Raw genomic sequence first — 13,840 nt, 5'->3', positions numbered from 1 at the left:
TGCATATGCAAAAGAAGCAGGGGATTATTTCTTTAGGAGAAGTCCTAGTTGATATGATCCCGTTAAATGCCGAAAATACAGAGTACCAAAAAAGTCCCGGTGGTGCGCCTGCAAATGTTGCAGTAGGCTTAAGTCGCCTGGGCATAGATAGTTATTTTATCGGAGCTGTTGGTACAGATTTAATCGGTCATTTTTTGCGAAAAACATTAGTGGAATACGGCGTCAATATTCAAGGGCTAACGCAAACAGCTTTAGCTAAAACGCCTCTCGTTTTTGTTGAACTCGCTGAAAATGGAGAGCGCAGTTTTGAATTTTTAATTGACCACAGTGCAGATCAGCTTCTGTCTACAGATGACCTTGCTGAAAATCTGTTTCAACAGGCAAAAATACTACATATTGGATCAATCTCCACGATTCAAAAAACGAGCCGTGCAGCAACACACAAAGCCATTCATCTGGCACAAGAGAATGGTATGCTCGTATCCTTTGACCCAAATTTACGTCTATCGATTTGGCCAGATGAACTATCAGCACTCGAGCAAATCAAAGCCTTACTGCTAACAAGTGATATTGTGAAACTTTCTGAGGAAGAACTAGAATTTTTAACAAATGAAACCGATGAAACAGCCGCTGTATTAAAGCTCAAAGACTACCAAATTCCTCTGTTAATCATCACAAAAGGTGAACACGGTAGCTCATTTTATACCAATACACATAAAGTGAATGTTCCAACCTACAAAGTAGAAGCAGTTGATACAACAGGTGCAGGAGATGCCTTTGTATCTGGCGTTCTTGCGCATCTTCATGATCTGGATGATCCGCTAGATTCTCTAACTCCAGAAACCTTGCAGCGAATTGGTGCATTTGCCGCTGTATCAGGCTCACTAGCAGCATCAACAAAAGGTGCGATGACTGCACTGCCAACTAAGGAAGAAGTGGAAGCGATTTTAGAGGAGCGAGGATAAAAGGTGTCAGATAATTTGACGAATGTCGTTTTCTGACGAATTTTTTGTGCTATGCTTCCTTCATTCAAATAAGTAGCTTCCCAGGGTTCCGTTTAGTTATTCATTTAGCTAAAGCCAGGTCCGGGGAGGCGGCATCCCTGATGCTTAAACTGGGAGGAAAAGTCCGGTGAAGAATCCATTGATTCTTCCCGGGCTTTTTTTGATAAAAATGAATGGAGGAAGAAAGATGGTTAAGAAATCAGTAGATCATGATTTTGCACTGGAGGCTGTGACAGAATCCCACAGAAGGGGTTTCTGGAAAATGTTTATGCTGATGGTTGGTTTCACTTTTTTCTCAGCGAGTATGCTTGCAGGAGGAACGCTTGGTCAAGGGCTCACATTCACTCAATTTATTGTGACTGTTTTGATTGGAAACCTGGTATTAGGCGCGTATACAGGTGTTCTCTCGTATATAGCATCTAAGACCGGCTTATCCACGCATTTATTGACACGTTATTCGTTTGGTAAGCAAGGCTCTTATCTTCCTTCTTTTTTATTAAGTATCACTCAGATTGGCTTGGTTTGGGGTTGGAGTGATGATGTTCGCATTGCCTTTCCAAAAGGTTACAGGGCTTAATATTTGGCTTATTATTATCGTCGCAGGACTTCTTATGACAGCAACCGCTTATTTTGGAATTAAGGCGTTGACGGCTCTAAGCTTTGTTGCAGTTCCTGCCATTGCGATCCTTGGAAGTGTATCAAGTACTCGAGCAGTGGGGTCGTTGGGTGGATTTGATGAGCTATTGGCGTATCAGCCGGTTGAGACGCTTGGGATTGCAGCCGCTATTTCGGTTTGTTTAGGATCCTTTATTAGTGGAGGAACACTGACACCTGATTTTGCGAGGTTTGCCAAAACAAAAAAGATAGCTGTCTCAACAACCTTAATCGCCTTTTTCTTAGGGAACTCATTAATGTTTTTATTCGGAGCAATTGGAGCGATATCTACTGGAGAGGCTGATATCTCAGAAGTCATGTTTACTCAGGGGTTAATTATTCCTGCCCTTATCATTTTAGGTTTAAATATCTGGACTACAAATGATAACTCCTTATATGCATCTGGACTTGGATTTTCTAATATTACAAAACTACCAAAAAATATACTAGTTATCATAAACGGTGTCATAGGAACACTGCTTGCCATGTGGCTTTACAACAATTTCATGAGCTGGCTTACATTTTTGAATATGACCCTTCCGCCAATTGGGGCCATTCTGATTGTTGATTATTTTGTTCGAAGTAAAGGACGTTACGAGGTTTCACAAGACAGAACATTCTCTACTGTACGAATTCAAGCCATTACAGCGTGGGCGATCGGAGTGCTATGTGCTCTATTTATACCAGGTATTCCCCCACTCAATTCACTTTTGGGAGCAGCAGTAGGCTATATTGTTTTAGACAAGGTAATGGATAAAGATAAACAATCAATTATTAAAAAAGCGGGGTAGCGTAGATGATTATAAAAAATGCAGTATTACGAGATAGAGACGGACATTGGGACATCTTAATAAACGAAAAACAAATTAGTAAAATTGATCGGGTAATTGAGCAGGCAGGTGAGGAGATCCTTGATGCAAACGGCCAAATGGTTCTCCCTCCTTTTATCGAGCCTCACATTCACCTAGATTCAACGATGACAGCAGGAGATCCAAGCTGGAATCAATCTGGCACGTTATTTGAAGGGATTCAACGATGGACAGAACGAAAAGAAAAGCTGACTCATGCCGACGTAAAGGAGCGTGCCAAAAAGGCGTTAACCTGGCAAGTCGCACAAGGCATTCAATATGTCCGAACTCATGTAGATACAACGGATGAAACACTAACCGCCTTTAAAGCCTTGCTTGAGGTAAAAGAAGAAATGAAGCACCTAGTTGATCTGCAACTTGTAGCATTTCCACAAGAAGGCATTCTCTCTTATCCTAAAGGAAAAGAGTTGCTAGAAGAGGCCATTCAGCTTGGAGCCGATGTAGTAGGAGGCATTCCTCATTTTGAAATGACAAGAGAAATGGGCGTAGAGTCCATTGATATATCGTTTGAATTAGCTGAGAAATATAATAAATTGTTGGATTTTCACTGTGATGAAATAGATGATGAGCAATCGCGTTTTATAGAAGTTGTGGCTGCAAGAGCCTACCAAACAGGAATGGGGTCGAGAGTAACAGCCTCGCATACAACCGCCATGCATTCCTATAACAATGCATATGTAGCTAAGCTAATGCGTGTATTTAAAATGGCAGACCTAAACTTTGTTGCAAATCCACTAGTTAATACACATTTGCAAGGTCGCTTTGACAGCTATCCAAAACGCCGCGGCATTACTCGAGTAAAGGAACTACAAGAAGCAGGATTAACGGTCTCCTTTGGACACGATGATATTTTTGATCCATGGTATCCACTTGGCACGGGCAATATGCTACAAGTGCTACATATGGGACTTCACGTGACACATCTCATGGGCTACGATCAAATTAAGCAATCCATTGACTTCATCACCACAAACAGCGCAAAAGTCCTGAACATCTCAGACCAATATGGTATTGAAGAAGGCAAACCAGCAAACCTAATCATTGTTGGCGCACCGGATGAATTCACAATGATCCGCAAGCAAGCACCCGTTCTCTACTCAGTACGTGCAGGCAAAATCATCGCCAAAACAAAACCAGCGGAACGAGTAGTAGGCAATAAGGTAGTAGAATTCAATATATAGGAATTAGGAGGCCTCCTTTTTGGGGGCTTTTTTTGTGGTGCCGGGAACCTTGAAAATGCGCGGGAAAGGAGAGGAGATGCGCGGTAATCTAGAAAATGCGCGGAAATCAAGCATTGGTGCGCGAAAATCCTAAAAATGCGCGAAAACGTAGCCGTGATGCGCGGAAACCAAGGGTCAGTGCGCGAAAATTTTAAAAATGCGCGGAAATCCATGCACGGTGCTCAAAAAAAACCATAAGTGCTCAAAAATCATGAGCACTATCGAATCACCTCAAAAACTGCAGTCCCCCTATGCTAAAAATCCTGCCAAACCCGCTTTCTTCCATTCTTAAGAATTTCTTCAGTTTTTCACTAGTGGAAACTTTAGATCTGAGGGTTACAATGTAAATAATAGAAAAAGTTAGATTGAGGTGTGGGGAATGGCGACGTATACAGTGATGGTGGTAGATGATGATAAAGACATTCGGGATGGGATTGATATTTATTTAAAGAATGATGGATACAGTGTACTTCATGCGGAGAATGGAAGAAGCGCCATTCACCTACTTGAACAGAATGAGGTTCATTTAATAATTTTGGATATTATGATGCCTGAGATGGATGGTATTGAGGCGACATTTAAGATACGGCAGGAGCGTAACATCCCAATTATTATGCTAAGTGCAAAGTCTGAAGAGACGGATAAAATCCACGGACTCTCGATTGGCGCTGATGATTACATTACTAAGCCTTTTCATCCGATGGAATTAATGGCTCGAGTAAAGTCTCAGATGAGGAGATATACACAGCTAGGTACTTATGAAAAAAGAGAGTCAGTGATTCAGGTGGATGGGCTTGTCCTCGATCAAGAGGCAAAATGTGTGCAGCTAGATGGAGTGACAGTCAAGCTAACACCGATTGAATATCGAATAACGGAGCTTCTGATGCTGAATCTTGGCCGGGTCTTCTCTATTCATGAAATCTATGAGCGAGTGTGGAATGAACCAAGCTTACAACTCAGAAAATATTGTGGCTGTGCACATTCGCAAAATTAGAGAAAAGATTGAAGTGGATCCAAAAAAACCTCGTTATATCAAGGTTGTATGGGGTGTAGGATATTTGATTGAAAAGGAGGCTGGCAGGTCGTGAGAAAGCATTTTGGAGAAACGATGAGTTGGAGTCTGTTGTTTGGTATCATGTTAGTTGGTTTAAATACCTTCCTGAATAATATTGGAAACATCGCTAATCTTATCAGTACACTTGATGTATTTAGACAGATAGCGATTCCGTTAATTATCAGTGTTGGTGTCATTGCCGGGATCATATTGTTTAAGTTTTTTAAGTTTAAACTATCGTGGTTTCAGGAAAGTTCAATGAGAGCGCAATATGCTGCGATTCCACTCGATGTGCGATTTGTATTGTTATTTATAACAGGGTTATTTATCATTTATTTCTTTTTAGTAACAGGGTTTGAGTCCTATCGGTTTATTCGGTATATTGATTTGAGCTTTTTTATAGGCGCTTCATTCTACTTTGTTTTGATCTGGCTCGCACTCCATCAAATTGTGTGGCTATATCTTGAAATTGAGGATAGCTCTTATTTAATAAAGGCTTTAAAAAATAGTGTAATAAGTAGAGCGTATCAGATACTTCGTGATGCATTCAGTAACGTACCATTGGTGCTAAAATTGTTACTCATGATTATCATAATTTTTGTATGGGGGTTTGGAACTGCATTTTCTCTAATGTTGGGTGGTAGTACAATTGTAATATTTATTGCATGTGTCCTATTCATCGGCATCCCCACCTTACTCATATTTTTCCTCAAACTCGGCTACTTAAATCGAGTGATCAAACAAACGGAGAATCTAACAAAAGGAAAGGTAGCTATGCCGGTTCTGGTAAAAGGGCATTCATTTATCGCGACGCACGCAACGCACATCAATAAGTTACGTGAAGGAATTTCTCATTCTGTCACAGAACGGGCAAAAAGTGAGCGGATGAAAACAGAGCTAATTACAAATGTCAGCCACGATCTGAGAACACCTTTAACCTCAATTATTACGTACACAGATTTGCTTAAAAATCCTGATCTTCCATCAGATGAACGCCAATCGTATGTAGATGTGTTAGCGAGAAAATCGGAACGATTAAAAACACTGATTGATGATTTGTTTGATGTATCAAAAATGGCAAGTGGTCAAATTGAACTCAAAAAAACGGATATTGAGCTAAAACAGTTGATTCAGCAAGCAATTGTGGAGCACCAGGAAGCTTTTGATAGTGAACAGTTGGACCTACGTCTGAGTTTGCCAGAAGAAGAAATGCTAGTTCATGTAGATGGTCAAAAGTGCTGGAGGATGCTTGATAACTTACTTTTAAATGTAGCCAAGTACTCACAACCAGGTACGCGTGTCTATTTAGCAGCGAGCAGACAAGAGAACCAGATTACTGTAGTGATTAAAAACATCTCACGCTACGAATTAAGTGAAAACCCAGATGAGTTGTTTGAGCGGTTTAAGCGAGCGGATGAAGCTCGACATACAGAAGGATCTGGTTTAGGTCTAGCCATTGCACAATCCATCGCAGAGTTACATGGAGGTGCACTGAAGCTTGATATTGATGGTGATTTATTTAAGGTTACAGTTCGTATAAAAGATACAAAGTACCCCCTGTCTAGCTAAGATAGGGGTTTTCCTTATAAACTAGAAAGGGAATACTAGTTAGAAAAGCAGGAATGCTTTGTGAGTAAGCATGTTAAATTAAAAGACGGTACTGAGCTCCCAAGTATAGGACAAGGTACTTGGTTGATGGGAGAAAACATCAGCAAAAAGCAGGACGAAATTCGCGCTCTGCAGCTAGGCCTAGATCTTGGCCTTAAGGTTATAGATACCGCAGAAATGTACGGTGAGGGCTTGTCGGAACAACTTGTGGGAGAAGCGATAAAAGGGCGAAGAGATGAAGCGTTTCTTGTTTCTAAGGTCTATCCACATAATGCAGGATTCCCGTCGATCATCAAGTCGTGTGAAAATAGCTTAAAACGGTTAGAGACAGACGCTATCGATCTTTATCTGCTTCATTGGCGAGGTGGTGTGCCACTTTCTGAAACAGTTGAAGGAATGGAAAAACTAAAGAAGGACGGCAAAATCAAACGGTGGGGTATCTCTAATTTTGATACAGCTGATATGGAGGAGCTCTGGGCTCTGCCGGATGGAGAGAACGCCCAAGCGAATCAGGTCCTCTATCATTTAGGAACGCGAGGCATTGAATTTGATTTGATGCCATGGCAGAAGCAGAAACAGCTTCCGATTATGGCTTACAGTCCTATTGCTCACGGAGGTAGAGAGCGTGAACGATTGCTTGAGAATAGTGTAATTAAGGAAGTTGCAACAGATTATGGTGTAACACCACTGCAGATTGCTCTTGCATGGACCGTGCGATCAGGTGACGTACTTTCTATTCCAAAAGCCGTACAAGCACAGCATGTTCGTCAAAATGCGGAGGCAATGTCAATTGAACTAAGTGTGGAAACCTTAAAACAGCTTGACGCTGCTTTTCAACCACCTAAAACCAAACAACCGCTTGATATTATTTAATGTGACTGGCTCAACTCTCATTTTGGTGGGAGTTGAGCTTTTTATATTCTATGAACATAAGCAATAACAAGGTGTTACATACATGGTAAAGTGAAGTCTGGATAGAAGGACGAGACATAAGGAGATGAATCACATTGAAATCCGAAAAATTAATCAGGATTCTTATGAAAGAGTTTGGACTAGAGAACATTAATATAGAGCGAGAGGAACAAAATAGTGAGTATGAAGGCTTACTATTAAACATATCTAATCACTTTTATAGAAGTAGGCTTGCTAAGTTAACTCCTAAAAAGAAAGGGTATTTTGTTGCGTTTTGGGAGAAAGATACCAATGGAGTCAATCAAGCTTATAGTTATGAACAAACACCTGAAAAAGTAATGATAATAGTTTTAGATCAAGAGAAGAGAGGGCAATTTATCTTCCCTAAAGATGTGCTCCTTCAATATGGAATTGTAAAAAGTCCTGAGCAAAAAGGGAAGATGGCACTTAGAGTGTACCCTAGCTGGATAACTGATTTGAATACAAATGCTACTAAGACTCAATCGTGGCAATTGAACTATTTTGTTGATCTATCAGATGGCTTAGACATCGAAAAAGTAAAGAAACTGTACTTTGAATAAGTACAGTTTTTGTAAAGGCATCAAAGATAGTGTCTCCTTTAAATTAAAGAAAATCTTGTAAAATGACAACCCTGTCGTTTATAATAGCGACAAGGTTGTCATTTTGTTTAGGGAGGCAGAAAAATGGATCAAACGGTGTCTAAAAAGCTATTTCAACAAAAGGGGTACCTCAATTTAATTGCTGCACAGACATTATCTTCACTAGGGAGTTGGCTCGATATGCTTGCTTTGATGGGGCTTGTGGCCATAAAGTGGAATGCGTCACCACTGGAGATGTCTGGTGTCATGCTGATGTTTGTTGCACCGATGGTTTTTCTAGCTCCAATTGCAGGTGTTTTTGCTGATCGATTTGAACGGAAGTACATAATGATTATCTCGAATCTTGTTTGTATTGCGCTTGTTTTAGGCATTGCTTTTTCAACAGCTCTTTGGCAAGTGTATCTGCTTTTATTTATCCGTGGTTTTTTTGAAACGCTTTTTGGACCAGCGAAAAGTGGGAAGGTTAAAGAAATTGTTGGGATGGACAATATTCAAACAGCTATGGGCATCAGTGGTATGATCGACAATGCTTCTAAAATCATTGGCCCTTTTTTAAGTGGCTTACTGGTAGCTGTCATTGGCGTTCAGGGCTCCTTTATTACAAATGCAATGGTCATCGCGTTATCCACGCTTCTGTTGTTAGGTGTTCCAAAAGCAAAAGCAGTGCACAGAAAGATCGAATCGAAAAAAATAGGTTGGTTTATGGGGATGAAAACAGATTTGAAGGAAGGCTTGGTTTTCCTTCGTACGATACCTGTAGTGTTCATTAGTGTTCTTCTTGTAACGATTCTGACGATGGCCCTACAAATTGCCGATACACAAATCATCATTTTGCTGCGAGATATTTTTGTGGAACCGACTAAAATCATAGGGTATGGTATGGCTGCAGCAGGTGCGGGGATGTTTCTGGCGAGCGCAATTTATACAAAAAAAGAAATTCGCTCTACCTTACAAGTCATCATAGTGGCAACCATTGTGATGGGAGTGATTCTAATTACAACCGCTTTGATTAGAGACCTACCTACAGGAATCCTTACAGTGGTGTACCCAATCATATTTTTCATAATGGGATTTTCCATTGGAACAGCTGTTATTCCAACCAATATTGTTGCCCAGAAACAAACACCAGTTGATAAAACAGGCAGAGTGTTTGGCTTTATTAATAGTATGAGTACACTAGGTATGTTAATTGGTATTTTAAGTGGAGGTTTACTATCAGAATTATTCGGAGTTGTGGTAGCATTTATATTATCAGGGTCCTTATTGATCGTACTTGGCCTGGCCACAATCCCTGTAAAATTCATGGTAGAAAGAAGGCATATCCATGTCACCGAAAGTGTCACAGGAGCACAAGGAAAAGCGTAGAAACGAAATCATAGAAGCAGCTAGAACTATTTTCATTAAAAAGGGATTTGAACTTACAACGATGCATGATGTAGTCGAGCAGTCCGGTATGAGCAGAGGTGGCGTCTATCAGTATTTTTCAAATACAGAGGACATGATGAGGGCTATCTTGGATAAAGGAGAAGCTGAATTTACCGGACAGAAGGATCGGTTATATGAGAAATATACAACGAGCTGGGCTGTATTAGAAGCGGTGGCAGATGCGCATGATCATGTCACATTAGATCCAATTGGTTTGACAATTTATGAGTACTTTGTAGCTGGATTACGTGGATTAAACACAGGTCGAGTTGATTACATGAAAAAACGATTAGAAACAATAAAAGGTTTTTACATTGATGTCATTGAAAAAGGGATAGCAGACGGAGAATTTAATCCAGTTCAGAAACCAGAGGCAATTGCTTCATATTTTATCATTTTGGCGGATGGCATTGTTCTTCACAGGAACCTAGATAGAGAAATGGCAGATGTAAAAGGATTGGTTGAAGGGTTAAAGATCTACCTTAGAGCTACATTGAATGTTAAATAAAACTTCTCACCTAAAAAAGATTGCATAAACTAATCGAATTAGTTATTATAAAACTAATGCGATTAGTTTATTTAGGAGAAGGAGTGAATGTAATGAAAGTGACGAAAATAGATCATGTTTACCAACTGGCTTTTATGCCAACTATCTTTCCGGTAAATTGTTACCTTATAGAAGAATCAGATAGTCTAACACTTATTGATGCGGCTATCCCCTCTAGCTATAAAAAGATTTTAAAGGCTGCTAAGGACATTGGTAAACCAATCAAACAGATCGTATTAACCCATGCTCATAGTGACCATATCGGTTCTCTTGATGCTCTTAAAGAAAGACTACAGGATGTAAAAGTTAATGTTTCTAAAAGAGATGCACTCTTACTTAAAGGGGATAAAAGCTTGTTAGAAGGCGAGCCGAAGACTCCAATTCGTGGTGGAGTTCCAAAATCGATACAAACCAGACCAGATCGTTTACTAGGTGATGGAGACATGATTGGCTCATTACGAGTGGTGACAACACCAGGACATACTCCTGGTTCGATCAGCCTTATCGACACACGAACAAACACAATGATTGTTGGGGATGCCTTTCAAGTTCGAGGTGGGGTCGCTGTGTCAGGTACACTAAAATGGTTGTTCCCGGCTCCAGCTATGGCCACGTGGAACAAAGAAGAATCGATTCGAAGCGCAAAAAAGATTAAAGCCATTAATCCCTCAGTACTTGCCGCTGGACATGGGAAAATGTTAGGTACGCCAACTCGTTTAATAACACAGGCGATTGAACAAGCAGAAAGAAGGAACTGAACATGACACCAAGAAGGGGACTAACCATTTCAGAAATTGTCTATTCAGCAACGGAAATTGTAGATCAAGAAGGATTACAGCAGTTATCAATTGGCGCTGTGGCTAAGAAATTAAACATTAAACCCCCATCCCTATATAATCATGTTCGAGGGTTAGACGAATTACATGATCTACTGGCTATACACGTCTGTCAAACCCTGTATGAAAAACTTCGTGACGCAACGGTAGACTTTAAACAAGACGATGCAGTTAGGGGATTTAGCTATGCATACGTTGAGTTTGCCAAGACACATTCAGGACTTTATGAAGCGATCTCCCGTTCTGCTAGCGAAGAAAATGATGCGCTCAGAGAAGTGCAGGGTCAAGTAGTTCAGGTTGTGTTAGATGTCTTTGATGATTACGGTTTACAAGAAGAGCGAGCCATACATTTGGTTCGGATGCTACGTAGTATGCTACATGGATTTGTGACATTAGACGCAGCAAACGGGTTTGGTCTGCCATATGATTTACAGGACACGCTGGAAATCATGATCCAGACCTTTCTACAGGGGATAAAGGAAGTAAAATAATTTAAATGAACTAAGCGAAAAAAAGAAACTCTCATTTGGAGTTTCTTTTTTTCGCTTTTAGCTAGCCTCATGCTCATCTATTATTCTAATTGACACCTTGATAAGGTATCGTTCATATCCTTCGACAGTTAATTCATCTAATAAGATATCTTCATAATAATATCCTGTTATCTCCATGCCATGCTTCGTTGCGTAGCATAGTAACCTCTCATAGGTGTCCTTAATTCTAGAATAACCAGTTGTATGATATCCAATTAGATAATGGCCTTCTTTTTTAATGTAATTACTTGCAGTCTTTTTGTTGTCAACTCTACTGTACAAATAATCATAGTAAAAAGGATCTTCGTTCTTTATTTTTTGGGAGTCGAACATCCAACAGCAGTTAGGTATGTATTCATATTCAGCTCATTTAATACATTATTATGTTCTATTATGGAATGATAAATGACATTGTCTTCAATAGAAGGATGGGCTTTTGTTATCAGAATGGGCTCTTCCTTTTGGTACTCTACCTTAATTTCAGAGGTATCAACTTTTATAGCGTGTTTAGTGTTTTTTTTCATGTCTGATATTATTTTTTTCATCATCTGAAGTTGCTTAATTTTCATGTTGAGGTAGTTCTCTTGCTCTTGAAGAAGACCAATAAATTCTTCAGGAGACCTGTTTGAAATATACGCTTTGATATCTTTTAGCGGTATTGGAATGATTTTAACTGCGATGGTTGGTTTCTTTTTATTTAAAGAGCATGTGAACGTAAAAATCATTTCAGCCCTTAGTGTGATTCTGCTTGGTGTATTGATTATAAATCTGAATTAGGTGATAAAAATGAACAACAAATTAAAAGGATCCATTTTTCTAACTTCAGCTATAGTGTTTGAAGTGATCTCAACAACTAATATTAAGTTATCGAATGGATTCAGTGAACTCTCTTTTTCAATCATTGCAGTTATAGCGATAGTCATTGCGATGTATAGCTTAGCTCAAGCGCTAAACTATATACCATTATCTGTAGCCTATGCTATTTGGGTAGGAATTGGTACTGCATTAATCTATGTCATAAGTATCGTTGTCTTTAATGAACCTGTGAGTCCGGTTAAATTGTTAGGAGTTATTCTGGTTATTGGTGGGGTCGTTTGTCTTAACTTCTTAACAAAATCAGAAGAGGAAAATGAGCAGGTGAAAAGTACATCAAGTTAAGTAGGTTGAACAATAAATATAAAACCAGGAGAAAAGTCTCCTGGTTTACTTTCGTTATCCTTTAAAAATCTCATCAATTGCCTTCCACTCGTCTGGTGTGAGTGTGACATCAAGTGTTTTTAGGTTATTGGACACTTGGTCAGGTCGTTTAGCACCTGGAATAAGCGCATCAATACCGTCTTGTTGAAGATACCAGGCAAGGGTAACGTGTGCTGTTTCCAAGCCTTTGCTTCTTGCAATTTCCTTTAGCGATTCTACTTTTTCAAGATTCCGTTCAAAAGCGTCGCCTTTAAATAAAGGATGGTTTGCTCGTAAATCATCAAACTTCGTGTCTTTTGTGTACTTGCCTCCGAGTAACCCTGCGGCAAGTGGGAAGTATGGGATGAAGGAAAGCTTATTTTCTACAATGTATGGCAGTACGTCTGTCTCTGCGTCTCTTGTGAGTAGGTTGTACTCCCCTTGTAGAACATCTACATAGCCATCTTTATTGGCTTCTTTTAATTGGTCGAGTGAGAAGTTCGATACACCAATTGAGCGAATCTTTCCGGCGTCTTTTAGTTCTTTTAATGCGCCAACAGCTTCATCCTTTGGTGTTTGTTCATCAGGGAAGTGAATATAAAATAAATCAATATAATCGGTTTGTAGGCGACGCAGTGCATCATCTACCGATTGCTTCAGAAAGTCTGGCGAGTTATCAATTTTGACTTCTTCACCTTCAAAGCGGTGTGCGGCCTTAGTGGCAATAACAAGTTCCTTACGATTTCCAGCTTCTTTAACGACTTCACCTACTAATACCTCAGAATTCTCAGGGCCATAAATAAAGGCTGTATCTAGGAAATTAATGCCTTCAGAGAGACCAGTTCTAACAAGCTCCCTGCCTGTTTCTTCACTTAGATTGTTAAATAAATTGTGACCCCCTACAGCGTTTGTTCCGAGTCCAATTGGATTCACAAATAAACCAGATTTTCCAAGTTCCACTTTTGTAGACACTGTCATCATCCTTTCATGTTTGGAGTTCTCTAATCATAGCAAAGGTTGTACACATCAACTACGAATATGCTTATTGAAATCTGTGAATCCTAAGAGAAAAAGTGGAGATGATCTGATGGTTCAGTTTTTTAACGTTGGTGTACCCTTTTTGTTTTATACCATTATGCTACTAACCATTATTTTGACGAGTAGGCTGCCAACAAACAAAAATAAAGAATGATGCGGTGATACAAGTCATATAAATGAGATATCTAGCGGGCTGTACTAAGACAATGTTCTTGGTGCGGTCCGTTTGATGTTTCTTGGATTAAGCTGAAACTTACATGATTGTAAGATTCCTGTTAGTTAAATCGATACAAGATAGGGTATCCTGCGTGTTATTCTTTGCTTAATCACAAACGCAGGAGGAATTT

General features: G+C 39.7%; 16 protein-coding genes and 1 pseudogene. 14 read left to right on the top strand and 3 right to left on the bottom strand.

The window, feature by feature from the left end; all coding sequences use genetic code 11:
- The first annotated feature begins 5 nt into the window (after positions 1 to 5).
- The 12 genes and pseudogenes from NDM98_RS18575 to NDM98_RS18525 all read left to right on the top strand — a co-directional run bounded on the left by NDM98_RS18575 (position 6) and on the right by NDM98_RS18525 (position 11,240).
- Positions 6 to 965 carry a carbohydrate kinase family protein gene (locus NDM98_RS18575; protein ID WP_251610815.1) on the top strand — a complete coding sequence of 320 codons (960 nt, stop codon included), beginning with the start codon at positions 6 to 8 and terminating at the stop codon, positions 963 to 965.
- A gap of 226 nt (positions 966 to 1,191) precedes the next feature.
- Complete coding sequence (locus NDM98_RS24750; RefSeq protein WP_373370426.1) at positions 1,192 to 1,581, top strand: cytosine permease; 390 nt, start codon at positions 1,192 to 1,194, stop codon at positions 1,579 to 1,581.
- A complete protein-coding gene (gene codB / locus NDM98_RS18570) occupies positions 1,541 to 2,449 on the top strand; it encodes a cytosine permease (RefSeq protein WP_373370425.1) in 909 nt (302 codons plus the stop codon). The genes NDM98_RS24750 and codB overlap by 41 nt, the downstream gene beginning before the upstream one ends.
- A 5-nt stretch (positions 2,450 to 2,454) precedes the next feature.
- Positions 2,455 to 3,708 carry a cytosine deaminase gene (codA, locus tag NDM98_RS18565; RefSeq protein WP_251610813.1) on the top strand — a complete coding sequence of 418 codons (1,254 nt, stop codon included), beginning with the start codon at positions 2,455 to 2,457 and terminating at the stop codon, positions 3,706 to 3,708.
- A gap of 418 nt (positions 3,709 to 4,126) precedes the next feature.
- Positions 4,127 to 4,835: pseudogene (locus NDM98_RS18560) on the top strand (response regulator transcription factor).
- Entirely contained in the window at positions 4,832 to 6,370 is a 1,539-nt protein-coding gene (locus tag NDM98_RS24290) for a sensor histidine kinase (protein WP_251610810.1), read from the top strand. The pseudogene NDM98_RS18560 and the gene NDM98_RS24290 overlap by 4 nt, the downstream one beginning before the upstream one ends.
- A 60-nt stretch (positions 6,371 to 6,430) precedes the next feature.
- A complete protein-coding gene (locus NDM98_RS18550) occupies positions 6,431 to 7,282 on the top strand; it encodes an aldo/keto reductase (protein ID WP_251610808.1) in 852 nt (283 codons plus the stop codon).
- Between the two features lie 134 nt (positions 7,283 to 7,416).
- Positions 7,417 to 7,902 carry a MepB family protein gene (locus NDM98_RS18545; RefSeq protein ID WP_251610806.1) on the top strand — a complete coding sequence of 162 codons (486 nt, stop codon included), beginning with the start codon at positions 7,417 to 7,419 and terminating at the stop codon, positions 7,900 to 7,902.
- Between the two features lie 123 nt (positions 7,903 to 8,025).
- Positions 8,026 to 9,306 (top strand): MFS transporter, encoded by a 1,281-nt coding sequence (locus tag NDM98_RS18540; protein ID WP_251610805.1) that lies wholly within the window; start codon positions 8,026 to 8,028, stop codon positions 9,304 to 9,306.
- Positions 9,266 to 9,874 (top strand): TetR/AcrR family transcriptional regulator, encoded by a 609-nt coding sequence (locus NDM98_RS18535; RefSeq protein ID WP_251610803.1) that lies wholly within the window; start codon positions 9,266 to 9,268, stop codon positions 9,872 to 9,874. The genes NDM98_RS18540 and NDM98_RS18535 overlap by 41 nt, the downstream gene beginning before the upstream one ends.
- A gap of 92 nt (positions 9,875 to 9,966) precedes the next feature.
- A complete protein-coding gene (locus NDM98_RS18530) occupies positions 9,967 to 10,671 on the top strand; it encodes an MBL fold metallo-hydrolase (RefSeq protein ID WP_251610801.1) in 705 nt (234 codons plus the stop codon).
- 2 nt (positions 10,672 to 10,673) lie between these two features.
- Positions 10,674 to 11,240 (top strand): TetR/AcrR family transcriptional regulator, encoded by a 567-nt coding sequence (locus NDM98_RS18525; protein ID WP_251610799.1) that lies wholly within the window; start codon positions 10,674 to 10,676, stop codon positions 11,238 to 11,240.
- 57 nt (positions 11,241 to 11,297) lie between these two features.
- On the opposite strand, the gene NDM98_RS18520 is transcribed toward NDM98_RS18525, so the two are convergent.
- Both NDM98_RS18520 and NDM98_RS18515 read right to left on the bottom strand, forming a co-directional pair.
- A complete protein-coding gene (locus NDM98_RS18520; RefSeq protein ID WP_251610797.1) occupies positions 11,298 to 11,561 on the bottom strand; it encodes a hypothetical protein in 264 nt (87 codons plus the stop codon).
- 29 nt (positions 11,562 to 11,590) lie between these two features.
- Positions 11,591 to 12,004 (bottom strand): MerR family transcriptional regulator, encoded by a 414-nt coding sequence (locus NDM98_RS18515; RefSeq protein WP_251610795.1) that lies wholly within the window; start codon positions 12,002 to 12,004, stop codon positions 11,591 to 11,593.
- Here NDM98_RS18515 and NDM98_RS24745 point away from each other — a divergent pair.
- A complete protein-coding gene (locus NDM98_RS24745) occupies positions 11,958 to 12,056 on the top strand; it encodes a hypothetical protein (RefSeq protein WP_373370430.1) in 99 nt (32 codons plus the stop codon). The genes NDM98_RS18515 and NDM98_RS24745 overlap by 47 nt on opposite strands.
- Positions 12,057 to 12,065: 9 nt before the next feature.
- Positions 12,066 to 12,437 carry a DMT family transporter gene (locus NDM98_RS18510; protein WP_251610793.1) on the top strand — a complete coding sequence of 124 codons (372 nt, stop codon included), beginning with the start codon at positions 12,066 to 12,068 and terminating at the stop codon, positions 12,435 to 12,437.
- A 54-nt stretch (positions 12,438 to 12,491) separates the two neighbouring features.
- Here NDM98_RS18510 and NDM98_RS18505 read toward each other — a convergent pair whose 3' ends face one another.
- Complete coding sequence (locus NDM98_RS18505) at positions 12,492 to 13,433, bottom strand: aldo/keto reductase (protein WP_285804079.1); 942 nt, start codon at positions 13,431 to 13,433, stop codon at positions 12,492 to 12,494.
- Positions 13,434 to 13,840: the final 407 nt, after the last annotated feature.

It is taken from the genome of Alkalicoccobacillus plakortidis, from assembly GCF_023703085.1.
Taxonomy (GTDB): Bacteria; Bacillota; Bacilli; order Bacillales; family Bacillaceae_D; genus Alkalicoccobacillus; species Alkalicoccobacillus plakortidis.
Note: the sequence above shows the minus strand (reverse complement) of the source record. Positions and strands in the feature narration are given on the sequence as shown.

Bases quoted from the DNA above. Each gene is read 5' to 3' on its own strand.
- NDM98_RS24750 (WP_373370426.1), top strand. From the start codon at position 1,192: ATGGTTAAGAAATCAGTAGATCATGATTTTGCACTGGAGGCTGTGACA.
- NDM98_RS24745 (WP_373370430.1), top strand. From the start codon at position 11,958: ATGGTTGGTTTCTTTTTATTTAAAGAGCATGTGAACGTAAAAATCATT.
- NDM98_RS18530 (WP_251610801.1), top strand. From the start codon at position 9,967: ATGAAAGTGACGAAAATAGATCATGTTTACCAACTGGCTTTTATGCCA.
- NDM98_RS18575 (WP_251610815.1), top strand. From the start codon at position 6: ATGCAAAAGAAGCAGGGGATTATTTCTTTAGGAGAAGTCCTAGTTGAT.
- NDM98_RS18510 (WP_251610793.1), top strand. From the start codon at position 12,066: ATGAACAACAAATTAAAAGGATCCATTTTTCTAACTTCAGCTATAGTG.
- codA (WP_251610813.1), top strand. From the start codon at position 2,455: ATGATTATAAAAAATGCAGTATTACGAGATAGAGACGGACATTGGGAC.
- NDM98_RS18540 (WP_251610805.1), top strand. From the start codon at position 8,026: ATGGATCAAACGGTGTCTAAAAAGCTATTTCAACAAAAGGGGTACCTC.
- NDM98_RS18525 (WP_251610799.1), top strand. From the start codon at position 10,674: ATGACACCAAGAAGGGGACTAACCATTTCAGAAATTGTCTATTCAGCA.
- NDM98_RS18515 (WP_251610795.1), bottom strand. From the start codon at position 12,004: ATGATTTTTACGTTCACATGCTCTTTAAATAAAAAGAAACCAACCATC.
- NDM98_RS18505 (WP_285804079.1), bottom strand. From the start codon at position 13,433: ATGACAGTGTCTACAAAAGTGGAACTTGGAAAATCTGGTTTATTTGTG.
- codB (WP_373370425.1), top strand. From the start codon at position 1,541: ATGATGTTCGCATTGCCTTTCCAAAAGGTTACAGGGCTTAATATTTGG.
- NDM98_RS18535 (WP_251610803.1), top strand. From the start codon at position 9,266: ATGTCACCGAAAGTGTCACAGGAGCACAAGGAAAAGCGTAGAAACGAA.